This window comes from Bacteroidota bacterium (assembly GCA_013360915.1).
GTDB lineage: Bacteria > Bacteroidota > JABWAT01 > JABWAT01 > JABWAT01 > JABWAT01.
In genome coordinates, this window is the sequence record JABWAT010000009.1 from 42,126 (window position 1) to 61,231 (window position 19,106).

Sequence of the window (19,106 nt, forward strand, 5' to 3'; positions counted from 1 at the left end):
ACCCCCGACACATGGATGATAATTCCATTGTACGGCCGCTGCCGGACTACTTCGGAGTAAGAGCGAGAGTGGCCAAATAAAAAAGGCGGAATCTGGTCCGCCTTTTTGAGAGTCCGTTTTTTTTGTACCGAAGGAGGGATTCGAACCCCCGACACATGGATTATGATTCCATTGTCCGGCCGCTGCCGGACTACTTCGGACTAATAACGGGCAGGCAGTTGTCAAAAAAAAAGGCGGAATCTGATCCGCCTTTTTTGTGAGTCTGCTTTCTGTACCGAAGGAGGGATTCGAACCCCCGACACATGGATTATGATTCCATTGCTCTAACCGACTGAGCTACTTCGGCAAAAGAAAAATGGAATCGGTCAGATTCCATTTTTTTTGTAGCGGGGACAGGATTTGAACCTGTGACCTTCGGGTTATGAGCCCGACGAGCTACCAGCTGCTCTACCCCGCGATCATTTAAGGGACTGCAAAGATGTGGTATCTGCGCGACAATGTCAAGCCGCGATTACTGTCCTGCAGTCTGTTGGCCGACCGGATCGAACCGGGTGACCGATTGGCTGACCGGCGGAACAGTCTGCAAAAACCGGAACATGGCCGTCAGATCTGCTTCGGTCATGCTGGCATACATCACCCAGGGCATGACGGTCTGAAACTGGCCTTCAGCGACGGTGTGTGGTTGATAAGAACTATCGGCATAAGCCTTGAACCGGCTGACAAACTGTGAAGCGGTCCAGGTGCCAATCCCTGTTTTTTTATCAGAAGTCAGGTTTGCAGACCGGACAGTACCCGATGGCATCGGGAAGGCCCGCCCGCCTGCCAGATACATGCCGGGAAGGGGCGCCCCTTTATCATCAACCGGTGTATGACAATCGGTGCAGGCTGCTGCGTTGAACAGGTACTCACCCATGGCCAGCGTATCGGTGGCAGGGGGAAGCGGAGAAGGGGTTCCTTCCGCCGGAAGTGTTCTCAGAATCAGATTAAACGGAAAATCACTTGACGATGCCGGTACCTTATTTTCAATGGAGGGAAGGGTACGCAAATAGGCGATGATAGAATAAATGTCCTCCTGATCCATCTTTCCATAGGCATGGAAGGGCATGACCGGGAAAATCGGTTCCCCGTCCTTTTTTACTCCGGCTGTCAGTGCCCTGTAAATATCTCCGTCGGACCATTCACCAATGCCTGCAGGTGTGATGTTAGGAGCATAGTAGTCGCCGGGAAATCCCATGGCTTTGGTAAAGGCTTCTCCACCTTTACCCAATGATCCGGGTTCCAATGGTCCCGAAAATTTCGTCCAGTCGCGGGTTGAATGACAATCCATACAAACGGAGACGGAATTGGCCAGATACTCGCCCCGCTTCACCCGTTCGGGAGTCACTTCCACTGTCAGTTCAGGAGAAGGACCAACGGCAGGAAAGAAAAGGAATAAACTTCCGATGGCCCCGGCAATCAGCACCACCAGAGCAACCACCACATACAAAATCACTTTTTTCATGTTCACTCCACTGCATTTTTTTTGGGTGAACCAAAGATTAGAAAAAGATTAGAAAATGTAAACTGATTGTAGACTTTTTGGTTAATTTTTCTGCGGATCGGAGGAAAAAAACCGGAATGGAAGTAAAAAAAGGGAGGAGCGGGTTCCGGTTGAATCGGAACGTCACCCCTCCCTTTACAGATCAGAAGGAAGGCAAAGTCAGGTTCTGCGGGTTATTTGTTAAAGATCATCCGCCGTGACTGAATGGTTCCCTGAGTTTCCAGCCGGACCACATACAAACCGCTGCTCAGTCCGCGAGCATCGAACCGTCGGGTCACCATACCGGCTTGGAATAGTCCGTCGGCCAGGACGGTGATTTCCTGCCCAAGAGCATTGAATATCGTCAGACGTGCATATCCGCCCTGTGGCAACCAGAAGGAAACCACGGTGGATGGATTGAACGGATTCGGGTAATTCTCATACAGTTCCGGTTTAAACGCGGTTTGGGGTTCTTCATCCACTGAAACAGGGGTATCACCCAAAGAGTTGTACCAGGCCCCATTGTAGTACCAGCCATCGCTTCCGCTGCGGCTCAGGTCTGAGGATTGCTTGCCGGCGCCGTCGTTGAAAACAATACTGGCCGAATTGGCACCGGTAAAGGTGTACTTATACCAATTGTTACCAATGCTGGTCATGTCGACTCCCGGCCAGGTGGTGGTAGCTCCGCTTGACACGTTCCAGAAGTAGATTTTTACTCCCGCCCAATCGGCCGGTTTGTAAAGGTAGATATCCATGTCTGGATCCTGAGGTCCGCCGGTATCGGGTTTTGAGTCATACCAGGCCCCGTTGTAAAACCATCCTTCCGACCCGGAGCGGGTCAGATCGGCCGTTTGCTTGCCTGCTCCGTCATTGAAGACAATGCTGGCCGAGGTGGCTCCGGTAAACGTATGCTTATACCAGTTTTCACCTTCAGAAACCATGTCGACCCCTGGCCAGGTGCTGGTTGCATTGGCCACATTCCAGAAGTGAATTTTTACGCCGGACCAGTCCTCGGGTTTGTAAAAGTGAACGGTCAGGTTGGATCCGCCACCCCCGCCGGTAATGGTGTAATGCCAGTCCTGATTGCTGTTGTTGTCCCAGGTTCCCGACCCGTTATTGAAAACGAAGTCGAGTGTGCCGGTGGCCGTTTGAGGAACATTGACTGTAACAGTCCACGTGCCATCCTGCTTTTTCGTCATGGGCGAGGTGGTGGTGGTGCCGGTCCAGGAGTTGAAGGACCAGTACAGGTTAACCACCGTGTTGTCATTCAGAAATCCGTCATAAGTAATGGTTACCGGCTGACCCGCTTTGACCGGATCTGGACTGACTGTAACTTTTCCTCCCGGATTTCCGCCGCCGCCGCCATCTGAGGAGGATTGGAAAAATCCGGTGCCGAGTTCGCCGATCCGTCCCGGTCCGTTATGGACATAGATGCCGGCTGAAGAGGGGGAAACTTTGAAGCTGAGTGTTCCGCCGGTGACTTCAATTTCATGCCCGGTAACCGCATCGCGGTAGGTGCCGTTTTTCTTCAGTCCGGTAAAGGTAAAGGTGACCGGTCCGTCTTTTGCCAATCCAACCGCCACATAACTGTCGCCCGATTCGCGTACATAACCAACCCCATTGCCGTGGTCGCCGCCTGCCCAGGTCCACGATCCTTTTTGCAACGCTGGAATGGCCTTCCGCATATCGTTGAGTTTCTTAAGGTGCTTGTAGAGTTTGTTGGTTGGGGCATTATTCATGGCTGTTCCGTAATAAGCCCGTCCGGTACGGTCAAGGGATTTTTCTATATCGGCAGACTCGTGGATGTCTGCATAAGCCCCTTTCATAAACTGCATTTCGGTTCCGTAATAGATAATCGGAATGCCACGCCAGGTAAACATGAAATTCATGGCAGCAGCCAGGTTTTCTGCGGATCCGCCGTAACGACGGTTCCAGTCGTTGTTTGGACCGAAATCATGATTATCCAGCCAGAGCATATTCGTGGAAGGATCTGCATACAGATGATCATAGCGCGCTGCACTTTTTACACCCGAAAAGGCACCGCCTTCTTCAAAGACATTGTGAAAAGTGGCCTGAGCATAAAAATCGATGACGGCCATTCCCGAGTTTGCACTTGAACCCGGTGCTCCCCGCCAGGTGTACCAGTGCGGATTGATCTCTTCAACCGGGTGTAATTCGTGGCGCTTCTGAGCCACTTCACCAAATACAAACAGATCGGGGTTGATCTTTTTCCATTCATCCAGAAAATACAGGACCGATGCGCGGTCCATGTGTTTGATGGTATCCCATCGGAAGGCGTCCACACCCATGTCAATAAAGGTTTTATAGGCTGCCACCAGATAATCCCGGACCGCCTGGCTTTCTGTATTCAGGTCGGGAGTATCACCAGCCAATGCCCGGTTGTACAGGTTTTCGGTGTCGTCATAACCCTGGGCAAATCCGTTTCCTGAGTGGTGATACCAGATGGGATCGCTGGTATCAACATAGGATTCTTTCGATGGCCAGTTGTGAGCGGCCAGATTCGCATTGTAGGGTGACGGCATTTTTGCCAGATTAGCACGGCTCCAGATTTTGTTGTCATCGGGGTTGGGTGTCAATCCGTCATATTCCCAGTTTGGATTATCCTGCAGGGTGTTTCCGTTTTTGTCTTTGCCCCAGGGCTGGTTGGGATCGGTGTTGTATTTGATTTCCGCTTGTCCCTTGATGCCGAAACGACCTGAGTGATTGGTGACCACATCGAGAACGAGTTTCATGCCTTTTGCGTGAACCGAATCGAGAAGGGTTTTAAACGTGACGCCCTCCGATTCGTATCGGGGATCGACTTTGGTAAAGTCCCAGGCGTGGTATCCATGATAGTCCAGTGGTCCGCGGTTCTGCACCACCGGGGTGATCCAGATGGCCGTGAATCCCATGTTCTTAATAAAATCGAGTTTATCGATCAGACCCTTGAAATCGCCTCGCCAGGTGACATCGTTCGGATCGGTGATTTGTCTTCCCGGATTGGTGGGGTCATAGGAACACCATTCGGTTGGCCGGTTGTTCGTGGGATCTCCGTCATAAAACCGGGTGGTCATCAGGAAGTAAATGGTTTCTTCACGGAAATCGGTCTGAGCATGGGCTGTTAAAATGGCCGCCAACAGAAAAGCCGGAACCAGAAGTCGTTTTAATTGCATGGTTGTCTCACTTAATTGTTATACAGAGTCAACAAAGTTCCTGGAATTGTAAAATCAAGTCAATAAAAGGGCTTTTATCGGATGATGACGATCACTGGAAACCGCTGATTTCTGATCTTTCTCATCCACATTTAATGATTGGGAACCTGACGACGGGTGAGAAGGGTTGAAAGTCGGTCAGTTATTTTACCATTGTACTTTTCATAGCCGGGGTCTTTAAAATGGAACTCACTACCATCCTTCTGTTCATTGTTGGTCTGGTATTGCTTGTTACGGGTGCCGACATCCTCGTCAAAGGGGCTTCCCGGCTGGCACGGGTGATCGGGTTATCGCCGCTGATTATCGGACTGACCGTGGTGGCTTACGGGACCAGTGCCCCGGAAGTGGCTGTCAGTACGGCCTCGGTTTTTAATGGTCAGCCCGATATCGCCATTGGGAATGTGGTCGGCAGCAACATCGCCAACATTCTGCTCATTTTGGGTATCAGTGCGTTAATCGCCCCTTTGGTGGTTTCCCGCCAATTGATCATTCTCGATGTTCCGATCATGATCGGGCTTTCCCTGTTGGTTTTGCTGATCAGTCTGGATGGCTTTATCGGATTCTGGGATGGTTTTCTCTTTGTGGGCATGCTGGTGGCCTATACCATTTTTCTGGTAAAAAAGGACCAGACGATAACGACCGAGCCTGAAACCATGGAGATTGAGTTACCCGATTCCAGAACGTTCCGTCACATTCTCTTTATCGTGAGTGGACTGGCGCTCCTGATTCTCGGTTCGGACTGGATGGTGGATGGGGCGGTTTATATTGCCCGGCTGGCTGGGTTAAGCGAACTGATTATCGGACTCACGATTGTGGCCGTTGGGACCTCTCTTCCAGAAATTGCCACTTCCATTCTGGCGACCATCCGCGGACAGCGTGACATTGCTGTCGGGAATGTAATCGGAAGCAATATTTTCAATATCCTCGGGGTTCTCGGCATTTCTGCCCTTTTCAGCGGATCCGGATTGCCCGTTGCCAATTCCCTCATCACCTTCGATCTGCCCATTATGCTGGCCGTGGCCGTGGCCTGTATGCCTATTTTTCTTCACGGGCACCTGATTGACCGGTTTGAGGGCGGGTTGTTTTTGTTCTATTACATAGCCTATGCCACCTATCTGGTCCTTCAGGCCTCGTCTCACGATGCGCTTCCGGCCTTCAGTGCCACCATGATTTGGTTTTTACTCCCGGTAACGGTCATTACCATCATCCTGATTGCCTGGAGAGCCTTCCATCAGGGTGATTTTGACCGGCTGCGCGACATGTGATTAAAGCGTTACCCGCCTGAATCTGAATGACTCTTCGTAAGATGAGCCATCCTTTTTCTTCATGGCCAGATAGAAAATCAAGTGATCTTTCGTACCGAAGTCGATGGTCAGTCCGGAAAAATAACAGGTGTTGTTTTCCATCCGGATAAATGAAAACCGGGTGGTCTCTTCTTTGGGTTCCCAGGTGGCCCCATCGGGTGATACATGCTTGATCCGCATCTGAGTAACACCATCCCACGTGCCGAGTTGCATGTGCTCGGTGAATATCAGTGTGTCGGCAACCACCAGTCTGAATAAGCCGGTCATCTGCCCGCCCGATGCTGGCAGCCACAACTCCTCAACCAATCCACCTAAAGCTTCACCCTTCCAGTAGCCGGTAAGGTGGTGAAGAGAATCCAGCACAATCTGGTTTCCTTTCACCCCAGGTTCCAGTTTCAGGGTGTGTTCCGTGTGTTTGTTCTGACCCCAGGCAGCCAAACTGCCAAACAGAAAAATGACTGTCATCCATATCATCCGCATACCATCCCTCATCGATTTACCAACGCCTCCACCAGGAAAAAGCCAGCACCCCGGAAGCCACCAGAGAAAGCACCATCCACATGATTTCAGTCAGACGCGGCGGGAAAAGCGGATTGAATACCAATCCAATTACCGCGAACCACATGATCGGCCAGATGTTATGACGGTTTCCGGTTGAAAGCAGATTTAGAAAACAAACCACAGTAACGACCAGTCGGGTGAGGGTCGAAAATTCATCCGGTACCGGAAAAAGGGATATCAGAAGAAATCCCGCGCCAACCAGCCGGGTGTGCATGATTTGTCGTCGTTGAGCCGGAGTCAGGTGCATGATTTTCCGTTTTTTGTGATGAAGATAGCGGAAGTAGGTGTTCTTAAGAAAATATAAACCTGATTTGAATCCGCCTGAATAGCTGATGTTTTATTTTTGACTGTCAATCAAAAAGGACCAGGTATGAATCGCTTCTTTTTGCTGACGGCATCCCTTCTGATGTTATCAGCCTGTCAACCCAATCAAACCGATATGAACAAGAACAATCCATTTTTTGCAGAATGGACCACTCCGCACGGAGTTCCGCCATTTCAGGATATCAAACCAGAGCATTACCTGCCGGCTTTTGAAGCAGGAATGGCCGAACAATTGGATGAAATGAATACCATCGCATCCCGTTCTGAGGCACCAACCTTTGAAAATACCATTGAGGCCATGGAGAAATCCGGGCAGTTGCTCCGGAAGGTTTCCGGTGTGTTTTTTAACATTACCGGGGTGCTGAAAACCGATACCCTCTCGGCCATTGAAGTGGAAATCAGTCCGAAACTGTCGGCTCATAATGATAACATTCTCCTCAATCCGGAATTGTTTAAAAGGATAAAAACCCTATATGATTCCCGGGAGACATTGGGTCTGACTACGGAACAGAAAAAAGTACTTGAAAACAAGTATCGTGAATTTGCACGGAACGGTGCCAATCTGGCTCCTGCCGACCAGGATACCCTCAGAAAGATTAACGAACAACTGGCCATGCTGGGTGTGAAGTTTGGCAACAATGTTCAGAAGGAAGACAATAATTACCAGATTGAACTCGATTCCACCGATCTGGCTGGTTTGCCTCCCGACATCAGGAAGGCGGGTGAGGAAGCAGCGAAAGAGCGCAACCTGGCTGGAAAATATGTCTACACCATTCATCGTCCTTCCATGTATCCGTTCCTGACCTATTCGACCCGCCGGGATCTTCGTGAGAAGTTATACCAGGGTTACATTATGCGGGGCAACAATAACAATGAGTACGACAACAAGGAAATCCTGCGTGAGATTGTCAATCTCCGGTTGAGAAGGGCTAATTTGCTCGGGTACCCGACCCATGCAGCCTATGTTCTTGAAGACCGGATGGCAGGAAATGCCGATCGGGTGTATGGCTTGCTGAATCAGGTGTGGCCATCGGCATTGAAACAGGCAAAAAGCGAGTTGGCTGCCATGCAGACACTTGCACGGAAGGAAGGCGTAAAGGGCGAATTGCAATCCTGGGACTGGTGGTATTATGCCGAGCAGATTAAGCAGAAAATGTATAACCTGAATGAAGAAGAAATACGTCCGTACCTGAAGGTGGATAATGTGATCAACGGAACCTTCATTCTGGCCAATAAACTGTGGGGAGTGACCTTCGAAGAAGTGAAAAACCTGCCTACCTACCATCCGGATGTCCGGACGTATCTGGTTAAAAATGAAAAAGGGGAACTGATCGGAATCTACCTTTCCGACTGGTACTACCGCAATACCAAACGATTTGGTGCCTGGATGAATAACATCCGTGATCAGAGCAACATACAGGGTAACCGGGTTATTCCGATTGTGGTAAACGTTGGTAATTTCACCAAACCAACGGCGGATAAACCGGCATTATTAAGTGTGGATGATGCCAATACCTTATTCCATGAATTCGGGCATGCGGTTCATGGGTTACTGAGCGATTGTGTTTATCCTTCTATTTCCGGGACCTCCACCCCGCGTGATTTTGTTGAATTTCCATCTCAGGTTCTCGAGAACTGGGTTTTTGAACCAGAGATGCTGAAACTTTACGCAACTCACTATCAGACCGGTGAAGTCATGCCGGCTGGTCTGATCGAGAAAATCAAAAAGGCCAAACAATTCAATCAGGGATTTATCACCACTGAATATGTGGCCGCTGCTATTCTCGATATGGACTATCATACACGGACCACGCCCCTGACCGGCGATGTGATTGCATTTGAAAAAGCATCCCTTGACCGGATCGGTCTGATTCCTCAAATCGTCAGCCGGTACCGCAGCACCTATTACAACCACATTTTCAGTGATCCGATCGGTTATTCTTCGGGTTACTACAGCTATATGTGGAGCGAAGTACTGGATGCGGATGCCTGGACCGCATTTGAAGCACGGGGCATATTCGATCAGACAACTGCTCAGTCGTATCGGAATAACATATTAGCAGTGGGCGGCACCCGCGATGCCATGGAGATGTACAAAGCTTTCATGGGAAGGGAACCCAAAATAGATGCTTTGCTGAAACGGCGTGGATTGAACTAAAAAAAAGGGGCCCGGAAGGCCCCTTTTTTATTCCCATTCCCAACTGATTCCAGTTGCAAGCCTGGTATGTTCTGCCGGCGACCCCGAAGGACGACTGGTCCAGGTTGGGACCAGGGCAGTGGCATACCACCGCAGAGATTGGTAGTAAATCTTCATGGTCGCCTGCAGAAACAGGGTTGAGGACCCGGTTCCTTTTACTCTTGAACCCGAGTCGGCGTCGGCACCGGCTTTCTCGAACCGAAGTCCGGTCATGCCAACAGCGGCAAGACTAAGGGAATTATTCCGCCAGAGATCATGTGCAACTGATGCAGCGGTGGTAAGAGAAGAACCCACCTGATAGTCATCCCGGTTTTTAGTGGAATACTTCAAGTACCAATCGCTGGCAACCGTCCAGGTATCCCACTGATCAATCCAGAGCAGGGAAGCCAGCAAATCGGTGCTTCCGGATCCAATCTGCAGGTCCATGGGAAGCCGTTGACCCGATCCATCTTTTAAGTGATTGTTTCCGGTTGGCAATTCAAGTCCGCCTCCCACAATCAGATAGCGGTACCATCCGCCTGAAGCCGGATTACTGATAACATATTTGGTCATAATTCCCATGTCACCCACCCATCGGGAGGTGGTGATTCCATCCGAGTCGAGGCGGTTGGCCTGCCAGGGCAGATTGGCCTGAACCATCCAGGAGGGAGACAAATGCCATAAAATGGTAAGGTCAAGAGTCTGTCGTGATTCCTGATAACCGGTTGCAGTGGTTCCGTGTCCGCCATGAGCAATTTTCGAAAAACCGGTCGATGGAGAACCTGCAACAGCATCCAGTTCGGAATGCTGTACCAGCCAATTCAGAGCAATGAGGTTTTTTCCGGTGTAATGCGGATTGACCCCGTTCAGATTATTGCAGAAATCACACGAAAAGCCTGCGATTGGTAACCCTGTAAGAAAAAGGAGAAGCAGAAAAATGCGGATCATAAGCGGTTATAGAAAAAAGTTTCCCGTATCAATCGGGCGGTTGTAAGTTAGGTTGATTGGTGAAGCTGGTATCGGTTAGTGACTCCAGAAAGGCAACCAGATCGGCCATTTCATCCTCCTTCAGCCCCAATGGACGCATGAGGATATCAGCATTCGGATGGTGCTTGCCTCCGCTGTTATAATGGCGGACCACCTCTTCAAGCGTACCGATGCTTCCGTCGTGCATGTACGGAGCCGTCAGAGCGACATTCCGTAACGTGGGTGTTTTGAATTTTCCGATATCTTCATCGCGTGAGGTCAGCAGATACCTGCCCGGGTCTGAATACACAGCAGCAAGGCTGTTGTTGTGAAAGTCATTATCGGTAAAATTGAATCCGACATGGCAATGGAAACAGTCTCCCGATTCACCGAAAAACACATCGAAGCCTCGTTTGGCGGAGGCTGTCATCTGGTTGGGTTCCCCTCGGTTCCATTTGTCGAATTCCGAATTCCCGCTGATCAGAAACCGTTCAAAAGTGGCAATGGACTTGGTAATTCGTTCCAGTGTGACTTCGCGACTTCCGAAGGCTTCTTCGAACTGTGGCGGATAGACCGGATTCATGGCAATCCGCATCACCAATGTATCGGGATGGATGTTAAATTCAACCGGATTGACAATGGGTGCGAGCGCCTGTTTTTCCAGAGTCGGTACGCCGCCTTCCCACAGGTAACTATCCAGATAGGCCGTGTTGGTGAGGCCCGGGGCATTCCGGGTTCCCGTCAGGCCATGAAAACCGGTGCTGACGGCTTTTCCGCCATCGGCAAAACCTGCGGCTGGCTGGTGGCAGCTTCCACAGGAAACCGAATAATCTTTTGCAAAGGCCTTGTCGAAAAATAACTGCCTTCCCAGTTCAAATTTTTCCTGTGTAAGCAGATTGTCACCCGGAACCGGAACAGGCGGAAAGTTACGGGGAACCGATGGGGAGGCCGGTGTCGGCCCCCCCTCTTCGGTTTCGACGCCACATGCAGTGAGAAGTATGAGCAAGACGAAAAGTCGCGGCCACATTATAACTTCCGGCTGAATAAGCTTTTACTGTTCAGAAAGATCCGGTCAGCCAGATTGGCCGGTCCAACATGATGAATCCGCTCGGTCGTGTTCATTTTCGGGCTCAGTTTGTTGGCCGGATTTATTCCGGCGTTAAAAAGCTTCGAGTAATCGACGAGCACATCAAACGTAGAAGTCTTACCAGCCTCCACTACAAAGGTGGTTTTGGTCCCTGTGAATGAAGCCAATGAAACGGGTAGTTTCCGCGTGTCTTCACCCACATGGTAGGAAATGGAAATGGACTTTCCGACCGAATCAACCGTGCCTTCAATTTTGTGGAAAATATAGCCAGGATTCCACGACCAGTACATGCCGGAAGCAGTTCCCAGCGGCGATGTTTGGGTGGATGCATCCTTGTGGTTTTCTGAGTAGGGAATCCCAACCGAGAATTTCACTCCACGATAGATTCCTGGCTTTCCTTCCAGTTCAACGGTTACTTTCCCGTTGGTACCCGATTGGCTGAAATCAACCATGAAAATGCCATCTGCCGCATGATCTGTTCCGAATGAATCGACCAAAGCGATTTCCGAGATGTAAAATTTCAGGGTTGAAAAGGAAACAGTATCACCTGCACCGGTCACATACTTTGTTCCCAGTTGAAGTTCAGAGGAACCAAACATGGCATCAAAGGTCAGGTTGACGTGAGTATGAACATGATCATCATCATCGTCTTCTGATTCTGTGGAGGAATCACAGGAAACGATTAACGATGAAATCAGAAAAATGGACAGAAAGGTATAAATGGGTTTTTTCATATGTGTTAAAAAAAATAGGTGAAATCCGGACCAAATACCCGGAAATGAAGGGTGTTCGAATTCCGGCACCATTGGTGCGGAATGTCATTCTGTTCAGAGATTGAGTGAAAGATCAGGCGTGATCGGGAGGAGGGGATTCCGGAGAAACCGTACGACGAAGTAACCTTGAAATTAAATAAAGCGGAATTGTGCTTTGCTTCTCGCTAAACCGGTTTGAAGGAGAAATCAGGAGTATAACCGGATCGGTCTTGTCCTTGATTTTAAAATCCTGTTTACTGCTGATGGGTCTTGCCGGTTCGGATTGTGTTTCTTTTTCAATTTGTTTGCTCAGGTAACACTTTCCATTACACTCAACCACCACTTTCTCACAGACTGTTTCGCTGATTTCCTTCTGGTTAAACGAAAACCAGAAGGTCAGCCAGGCAACGGAATTGATCTGAATGAACAGAACCAATATTGTCAGGACCGCAGTCAGACGTGTATGAAATTGAAGACCTTGCATAACCGAAAATAGCTTGTCGGATGATTGAAACTCAATAAGGGTGTCAACCCAGTTCCGAAAAGGGTGAACTGGTAAACAGGGTTGGACGACCTTTAAACCACATCTTCTACCTGATCAGAATCACCTGACGGCTTTGAACAGACATTCCATCCGATACACGGATCAAATAGGGTCCGCTGGCCAGGCCATTTGCATTTAGCCGGAGGGTTATTGTCTGACCTGTTCTGACCGGGCCGTTCTGAAGAATCAGACATTCCCGACCGAGAACATCAAAAACACGGGCATCCAGCCAGGACCCGGCCGGAGTTGCGGTAATCAGCGTCTGGCCGTTGAAGGGATTTGGCCAGGCCTCACTCACCTGAAGACCGGTTGGAACCAGTGGGTCCTGTTCGACTCCTACACCCGTTCCCGGCAGGTTTTGGTTCAGCCAGTTCCACCGATCCCGATACCAGGTTTTCAAAGCCTGTAATTCGTTGGCGTAATTGCCGCGGACAGCCGGATTTGGCCACACCCATTCATTTAGAATGGGCCAGCGTGTGAAGTTTGAATCAATGGCTGTTCCAAGCAGACTGACCTGACCATCCAGCCATTGGTCGACCGAATCTGGATGAAGGGCCTGATTCTTAACTTCATGCCACCGGGTTTTTACCTGATTCTGAAAGGCCGGATCGGCATGCATCATCCTGAACCAGAAAGGAGGCTGAAAACCATCGCCCTCGCTGAATTGAGAGGAAATCAGTCCATGGGTTTCCCAACCGTTGTAATAATCGGCATTACCAAGGCCGATATCGAAATCCCAGATGGGTCCTGCTTTGAGCTTTCCATTGCTTTTCGAATCGCGCTCTTTATACAAAAAGACGCTTAATCGAAAGGCATCGACATTTTTGGCAATTTCATTTAAAATGAAATAATCGGTAAACGTTGGGACATCGAGGTATTTCGGATAGCCTTTTTCAGGGTCGGTCTTGTAGAGGTAACCGGCATTGGCCTCAAAGATTCTCATCCAGTTTTTCATGTAGACCCGTTGCTGATAAACCAGGTTTTCCGGTTTCGGGTAGACAAACTGATAGGGAACCCGCTGCCAGGCATTGGTAAACGGTGGAAGCAGGGAATACCAGTCATCGAATCCATCATCAATCCGGTCGATCTGCAGCAGATACCCGCCGGTAACAGCATCTCCGGTTGTGTCTGCCGCCCCAAGTTTGGTAATGTTAACGCGGTTTTTTCCACGTTTCACCCGGTCCATGAACACGTACACCCCATGATACTTGCCATTAAGTACCACCTCTGCAAAGGCAGTACGCGCTGCCCACCGTCCGATTGAGTTGCTGAGATGATACATCAGATTGTTCCGAAGCATGGTCTTGTCACTGTATGGCGAATACATGACCCAGTCTGCATCCTTTGGCATGCCGAAGAAACTGACCTCCAGTTCCTCGCCATTGGCATCACGGGTTTCCACCGACCAGGATTTCTTAGGGAACATCTGTGAGGAATTTCCCCTGACTTCTATCCCGATATTTCCCGTCCAGTAAAGAGAGCCATCGGCATTGTTAACCGTCATCGTGGCCGGAATTTTTGGTTCGTCCGGGATGGTCTGACCATTGGTGTTGATGTGGATAACCGGCAATCCGCCCGAAGGGGATTGTGAAAAAACCGGTTGGAAGAATAGAAAAATGGCCAAACCGGTAAGTCGGGTGGCAAATGGGAGCGTTTTCATGGCAAAAATCCGTTCAGAAAGCGATTGAAATGTCTGAATTGCAATATACGGAATTCAGAATTCAGAATTCAGTAGCCAGTAGCCAGTAGCCAGTAGCCAGCCTATCAAAACAATTTCAACGATTGAAGGGTTTTCCTGTTACTTTTCAACAAAAACGGGTGCCTGGTTGTATTGGAAAACGGAGTCCTGCAGGATACGGAATTCACCGGTTTCCCAGTTTTGGATACCAAGCATGAAAAACTTTTTCTCATAATCATAGATATCCATCACCAGCCATTTGCCATCCGGACTCCAGTCATGCCAGCCTTCATTTTCTGCATTTTTAGTGAGTTTCCATTGTTTTTTACCATCTGGGGTAATGGCAAATAAACTGGCTTTTCCCTGCTGGTTCGAGTGGTAGGAAATGAAATGATCGGTCGGATGCCACCGCGGTGGTCCGGCACGGTAGGCGTGAGGAGCAGCAGTGGTATCGGTCTTTGGATAGGTTGTCAGTTGGGTAATGGGTCCGCCGTCCGCATCCATCAGATACAGTTCCTCATGCATGGACCGGTCCCTCTTATTCGGTTTATATGCAAATACCAGTGTCGATCCGTTTGGCGAAAAGCACGGATCTCTGAACATGGCTGTGGTATCGGTGGTTATTTGTCTGAATTGGCCTGTCCGGGTATCTATGATGAACAATTGGTACCGGATTTCCCGTCCGATGCGACCAGCCACCACCAATTCATCCCCATTCTTCCTGGCATCCATCCATGAATCTTCAAGTCTCAGATCCGACACACGTCTGATGTGGTTTCCGTGTGCATCAGTCTCATACAGGAAATAATTCCGGTAAGCAGTGTCTCTGTCGCTGATGAAGAAAAGCCGGTTTCCTTCAGCCATGTACGTCCAGGCCACATCGGGGTGTCGGGTGATGTTTTTCCGATCAGAGCCATCCGGATTCATGGTAAATACGTCGTAATCATCTTTTTCGCCATTGACCAGCACGTTGTAGGCAATGCGGTAGGATGGGTTCACCCCAGAACAGGCGGTCAGCACGGTGGAGAGAAAAAGCAACAGATAAAGTTGTTTCATTGCCTTAGTTCCTTGATTGTAACGGATAGAAAGGGAAGACCATTTGCTTAAACGCTGAAAAAGAAAAATTTTGTTTAATCAGAAGCAACTTTGTCAACCTGAACTGTACATTTTTCCGGCGTCGTTTCGAATGAAAAATGCAAGGGATTCCTGATCGATTGGTTTTTATAAGTGACCATTAAACCCTGATTTAATTTCGAGCAAAACTGCAGAAAAAATCACACATCTTACCGATTCCCCTCAGGTCTTCTTCGTAATTTCCGAATCCCCCACCAAGTGGTGCCAGAAATCAGGTCAGTGAGAGTCCCATTTACCCTGAAGAAGCCAGGGAAGGTGGTCTCTTAAGCATTTTACATATTCCGGCGATACTGCCCGCCCACCTCATAAAGCGCCTGTGAAATCTGCCCGAGAGAACAAACCTTGACGGTTTCCATCAGTTCGGCAAACAGGTTACCCCCGGAAACTGCCACCGTTTTTAACCGCTCGAGAGCGGGCCCGGCCAGATGACGGTTTCGTTGGTGAAAAGCTTCCAGATTGCCGATCTGCTGCTGCTTTTCAGCATCGGTGGAACGGATCAGTTCCAGTGATTCATACACGGGCGGTTGCGGATTCAGAAAGGTGTTCACTCCCACAATGGGAAGTTCACCTGAATGTTTCAGGTGTTCATAATACATCGATTCTTCCTGAATTTTTCCGCGCTGATACATGGTTTCCATGGCTCCAAGCACCCCGCCCCGGTCAGAAATCCGACGGAATTCTGCCAGAACAGCTTCTTCGACCAGGTTGGTCAGTTCATCAATAATAAAGGCACCCTGCAGCGGATTTTCATTTTTGGCCAGACCAAGTTCCCGGTTGATAATCAGCTGAATGGCCATGGCGCGCCGTACCGATTCTTCAGTGGGCGTGGTGATGGCTTCGTCGTAGGCATTGGTGTGAAGGGAATTGCAATTGTCGTAAATGGCATACAAGGCTTGTAACGTGGTGCGTATGTCGTTAAAATCAATTTCCTGTGCATGAAGCGAACGTCCGGAGGTCTGAATGTGGTATTTCAGTTTCTGACTGCGTTCATTGGCTCCATACCGCCGTTTCATGGCTGTGGCCCATATCCGTCGGGCCACCCGGCCGATCACTGCATATTCCGGATCAATTCCGTTAGAAAAGAAAAAGGAAAGGTTGGGGGCAAAATCATCAATTTTCATTCCCCTGCTCAGGTAGTACTCCACATAAGTGAATCCGTTTGCAAGTGTGAAAGCCAGTTGAGAAATCGGATTGGCACCCGCCTCGGCAATGTGATAGCCTGAAATGGAAACGGAATAATAATTCCGCACCTGATTTCTGATGAAATAATCCTGAATATCCCCCATCATCCGAAGGGCAAATTCGGTGGAAAAAATACAGGTATTTTGTGCCTGATCTTCCTTCAGAATATCGGCCTGAACCGTACCCCGTACCGATGCCAATGTGTCACGTCTGATCTTTTCGTACAATTGAGGAGGAATCACCGCGTCTCCCGACAAGCCCAGCAACGCCAGACCCAACCCTTGATTTCCTTCCGGAAGACCTCCTTCATAAACCGGAACCGGAAGACCGGCTTCACAATACCGGTCGGCAATCAGTTTTTGGGTGTCTCGAAGTGTACCCGATTGATGGATATACTTTTCCACCTGTTGATCAATGGCCGCATTCAGGAAGAAGGCCAGCATCATGGGAGCCGGTCCGTTAATGGTCATGGATACCGAGGTGGTTGGCGCGCACAGATCAAATCCGGAGTATAATTTTTTGGCATCATCCACGGTACAGACCGAAACTCCACTGTTCCCGATTTTTCCGAAAATATCAGGGCGGCGTGCGGGATCCTCTCCGTACAGAGTCACCGAATCGAACGCGGTGGAAAGACGGGCAGCCGGTTGACCCTTGCTGACATAGTGGAAACGACGGTTGGTTCGTTCCGGGGTGCCTTCTCCGGCAAACATCCGCGTGGGGTCTTCGCTTTTGCGCTTATACTCAAATACACCTGCAGTAAAGGGGAATTTTCCCGGGACATTTTCGAGAAGTTGCCAACGAAGCAAATCACCCCAGTCACTCCAGGAGGGAAGGGACACTTTCGGAATTTTGACGTGAGACAGAGAACGTGTGAAATTATCGACTTCGATCCGCTGACCCCGCACCTCATAATGGTGAATGTCATCCCGGTAATCATGAAGGGTTTGCTCCCAGGTTCTGATCAGGTCGCGGCTGTCACTGGTCAGCTCAAGAATGGCTTCCTGATACCGTTGGCGGAGGGTTTCAATCGCCGGATCATCCGAAAAAAGATCATCCTTGTCATACAGATCACCCGGAAGGGGAACCTGACTTCCCAGATGCTTTAGCACCTGATGACAGGCACCTGCCAGGCTGGCTGCTTCTGACTGAACACCTGCATAAGCCTTGTAAGAAGACACCGAATCGGCAATTTCGGCCAGATAGCGGGTCCGGTCGGGCGGAATGATAATCTGTTTTCTGGGATCGCGCTGATCGGGTGAACCGGGGACTTCAAATTGGGTTCCGGTTTTCCGGTTCAGGGTAAGCAGAAGATTGTCGAAAAGCCAGTTGGTTCCCGTGTCGTTAAACTGACTGGCAATGGTGGGAAATACCGGCATATCGTCGGGTGACTCTGACCAGCGGTTATGATTTCGCTGAACGGTTTTCCTGATGTCACGCAAGGCATCTTCAGCCCCTCGTTTTTCGAATTTGTTCAGTACAATCAGATCGGCCAGATCCAGCATGTCAATTTTTTCAAGCTGACTGGCTGCCCCGTATTCCGGCGTCATCACGTAAACCGATACATCCACCAGATCGGTGATGGAACTATCTGACTGACCAATTCCGGCGGTTTCTACAATAACCAGATTAAATCCGGCCAGTTTGCAAAGCTGAATGGATTCCTTCAGTGCCTTGCTGGTGGCCTGGTTGGCTGCACGGGTGGCAAGGGAACGCATAAACACCCGGCCGTTGTAAATGGCATTCATCCGGATGCGGTCACCCAGAAGCGCCCCACCGGTTTTTCGCTTGGAAGGATCCACCGATAAAATGGCAATCCGCATGGATGGAAACCGCATACAGAACCGGCGGATCAGTTCATCAGTCAGTGATGATTTTCCGGCACCGCCGGTTCCGGTGATTCCCACGACCGGAATGGTAACAGGCGGTTGAAAAGCATGAAGGATGTCGCTGACTTTGTGATAAGCATCTCCATCTGGCTGATCGATTCCTGATTCGAGCAGGGTAATTGTTCGGGCAAGGGAAATGATCTCATCGGTCGAGGTGGGTAATCCGGTGATACCGGGACTTTCAAGCGTGGAGAAATCGGTTTTTTCCAGCATGTCATTGATCATGCCCTGCAATCCCATCTCCCTTCCGTCCTCCGGAGAGTAAATCCGGGTTACTCCGGCATCCATCAATTCCCTGATTTCACCGGGGACAATTACACCGCCGCCACCACCGAACACGCGAATGTGACCGGCTCCCCGTTCCTGAAGAAGACTGATCATGTATTTGAAGTATTCCAGATGCCCGCCCTGATAGGAAGAAATGGCAATTCCCTGAACGTCTTCCATGATGGCCGTTTCGACAATCTCTGAAACACTTCGGTTGTGGCCAAGGTGAATCACTTCAGCTCCGGAGGCTTGGAGAATCCGGCGCATAATATTGATGGAAGCATCGTGTCCGTCGAATAGCGAGGCTGCGGTTACGAAACGGATTTTATGCCTGGTTCTGAGGGGTGTCTGTGTGCTCATGGTTTTCGAAAAAATGAATGGTTCCGGCAGTGGTCCTGCTGCCGGCAGTGGTCGTTCTGATTGTTGACTGCGATGGAGCAAAGATAAGCGGGTCGGCCGGATTTGGGAAAAACATGACTTCCTCACCGGATTCGTCCTGTTTTTAATCCTG

At 49.7% G+C, this 19,106-nt stretch carries 13 protein-coding genes, 3 tRNA genes and 1 pseudogene; 2 read left to right on the forward strand and 15 right to left on the reverse strand.

From position 1 onward, the window contains the following. Positions 1-125: 125 nt before the first annotated feature. The 5 genes from HUU10_10715 to HUU10_10735 all read right to left on the reverse strand — a co-directional run bounded on the left by HUU10_10715 (position 126) and on the right by HUU10_10735 (position 4,692). A tRNA-Met gene (locus HUU10_10715) sits at positions 126-200 on the reverse strand. Positions 201-272: 72 nt separating this feature from the next. Further along, a tRNA-Met gene (locus HUU10_10720) sits at positions 273-346 on the reverse strand. Positions 347-384: 38 nt separating this feature from the next. Then, positions 385-457 (reverse strand) — tRNA-Met (locus tag HUU10_10725). A 54-nt stretch (positions 458-511) separates the two neighbouring features. Continuing rightward, on the reverse strand, positions 512-1,501 hold the full coding sequence (locus HUU10_10730; protein ID NUQ82071.1) for a c-type cytochrome: 990 nt from the start codon (positions 1,499-1,501) through the stop codon (positions 512-514). Between the two features lie 212 nt (positions 1,502-1,713). Continuing rightward, a complete protein-coding gene (locus HUU10_10735) occupies positions 1,714-4,692 on the reverse strand; it encodes a starch-binding protein (GenBank protein NUQ82072.1) in 2,979 nt (992 codons plus the stop codon). Between the two features lie 221 nt (positions 4,693-4,913). Here HUU10_10735 and HUU10_10740 point away from each other — a divergent pair, with 221 nt between their 5' ends. Continuing rightward, on the forward strand, positions 4,914-5,996 hold the full coding sequence (locus HUU10_10740) for a calcium/sodium antiporter (GenBank protein ID NUQ82073.1): 1,083 nt from the start codon (positions 4,914-4,916) through the stop codon (positions 5,994-5,996). Here the strand turns inward: HUU10_10740 and HUU10_10745 are convergent, their stop codons facing one another. Both HUU10_10745 and HUU10_10750 read right to left on the reverse strand, forming a co-directional pair. After that, positions 5,997-6,500: a hypothetical protein gene (locus tag HUU10_10745; GenBank protein ID NUQ82074.1), complete on the reverse strand. Its 504-nt coding sequence runs from the start codon at positions 6,498-6,500 to the stop codon at positions 5,997-5,999. It lies immediately after the preceding gene. Between the two features lie 31 nt (positions 6,501-6,531). Further along, on the reverse strand, positions 6,532-6,843 hold the full coding sequence (locus HUU10_10750) for a hypothetical protein (protein ID NUQ82075.1): 312 nt from the start codon (positions 6,841-6,843) through the stop codon (positions 6,532-6,534). 123 nt (positions 6,844-6,966) lie between these two features. Between HUU10_10750 and HUU10_10755 the strand changes: the two genes are divergently transcribed. Then, positions 6,967-9,078 (forward strand): M3 family metallopeptidase, encoded by a 2,112-nt coding sequence (locus tag HUU10_10755; protein NUQ82076.1) that lies wholly within the window; start codon positions 6,967-6,969, stop codon positions 9,076-9,078. A 27-nt stretch (positions 9,079-9,105) separates the two neighbouring features. On the opposite strand, the gene HUU10_10760 is transcribed toward HUU10_10755, so the two are convergent. The 8 genes and pseudogenes from HUU10_10760 to HUU10_10795 form a co-directional block, all read right to left on the reverse strand. After that, a complete protein-coding gene (locus HUU10_10760) occupies positions 9,106-10,044 on the reverse strand; it encodes a hypothetical protein (GenBank protein ID NUQ82077.1) in 939 nt (312 codons plus the stop codon). Positions 10,045-10,072: 28 nt separating this feature from the next. After that, positions 10,073-11,089 carry a c-type cytochrome gene (locus tag HUU10_10765; GenBank protein ID NUQ82078.1) on the reverse strand — a complete coding sequence of 339 codons (1,017 nt, stop codon included), beginning with the start codon at positions 11,087-11,089 and terminating at the stop codon, positions 10,073-10,075. After that, on the reverse strand, positions 11,089-11,883 hold the full coding sequence (locus tag HUU10_10770; GenBank protein ID NUQ82079.1) for a hypothetical protein: 795 nt from the start codon (positions 11,881-11,883) through the stop codon (positions 11,089-11,091). Before HUU10_10770 ends, HUU10_10765 begins: the two co-directional genes overlap by 1 nt. Before the next feature lie 112 nt (positions 11,884-11,995). Further along, positions 11,996-12,385: a hypothetical protein gene (locus HUU10_10775; GenBank protein NUQ82080.1), complete on the reverse strand. Its 390-nt coding sequence runs from the start codon at positions 12,383-12,385 to the stop codon at positions 11,996-11,998. 106 nt (positions 12,386-12,491) lie between these two features. Then, entirely contained in the window at positions 12,492-12,911 is a 420-nt protein-coding gene (locus HUU10_10780; GenBank protein ID NUQ82081.1) for a T9SS type A sorting domain-containing protein, read from the reverse strand. Next, a pseudogene (locus HUU10_10785) lies at positions 12,810-14,105 on the reverse strand (CotH kinase family protein). The gene HUU10_10780 and the pseudogene HUU10_10785 overlap by 102 nt, the downstream one beginning before the upstream one ends. A gap of 138 nt (positions 14,106-14,243) precedes the next feature. Further along, positions 14,244-15,179 carry a PD40 domain-containing protein gene (locus HUU10_10790; GenBank protein ID NUQ82082.1) on the reverse strand — a complete coding sequence of 312 codons (936 nt, stop codon included), beginning with the start codon at positions 15,177-15,179 and terminating at the stop codon, positions 14,244-14,246. 350 nt (positions 15,180-15,529) lie between these two features. Further along, complete coding sequence (locus tag HUU10_10795; protein NUQ82083.1) at positions 15,530-18,955, reverse strand: methylmalonyl-CoA mutase family protein; 3,426 nt, start codon at positions 18,953-18,955, stop codon at positions 15,530-15,532. Positions 18,956-19,106 lie beyond the last annotated feature (151 nt).

Bases quoted from the DNA above. Each gene is read 5' to 3' on its own strand.
- HUU10_10730 (NUQ82071.1), bottom strand. From the start codon at position 1,501: ATGAAAAAAGTGATTTTGTATGTGGTGGTTGCTCTGGTGGTGCTGATT.
- HUU10_10735 (NUQ82072.1), bottom strand. From the start codon at position 4,692: ATGCAATTAAAACGACTTCTGGTTCCGGCTTTTCTGTTGGCGGCCATT.
- HUU10_10740 (NUQ82073.1), top strand. From the start codon at position 4,914: ATGGAACTCACTACCATCCTTCTGTTCATTGTTGGTCTGGTATTGCTT.
- HUU10_10745 (NUQ82074.1), bottom strand. From the start codon at position 6,500: ATGACAGTCATTTTTCTGTTTGGCAGTTTGGCTGCCTGGGGTCAGAAC.
- HUU10_10750 (NUQ82075.1), bottom strand. From the start codon at position 6,843: ATGCACCTGACTCCGGCTCAACGACGACAAATCATGCACACCCGGCTG.
- HUU10_10755 (NUQ82076.1), top strand. From the start codon at position 6,967: ATGAATCGCTTCTTTTTGCTGACGGCATCCCTTCTGATGTTATCAGCC.
- HUU10_10760 (NUQ82077.1), bottom strand. From the start codon at position 10,044: ATGATCCGCATTTTTCTGCTTCTCCTTTTTCTTACAGGGTTACCAATC.
- HUU10_10765 (NUQ82078.1), bottom strand. From the start codon at position 11,089: ATGTGGCCGCGACTTTTCGTCTTGCTCATACTTCTCACTGCATGTGGC.
- HUU10_10770 (NUQ82079.1), bottom strand. From the start codon at position 11,883: ATGAAAAAACCCATTTATACCTTTCTGTCCATTTTTCTGATTTCATCG.
- HUU10_10775 (NUQ82080.1), bottom strand. From the start codon at position 12,385: ATGCAAGGTCTTCAATTTCATACACGTCTGACTGCGGTCCTGACAATA.
- HUU10_10790 (NUQ82082.1), bottom strand. From the start codon at position 15,179: ATGAAACAACTTTATCTGTTGCTTTTTCTCTCCACCGTGCTGACCGCC.
- HUU10_10795 (NUQ82083.1), bottom strand. From the start codon at position 18,955: ATGAGCACACAGACACCCCTCAGAACCAGGCATAAAATCCGTTTCGTA.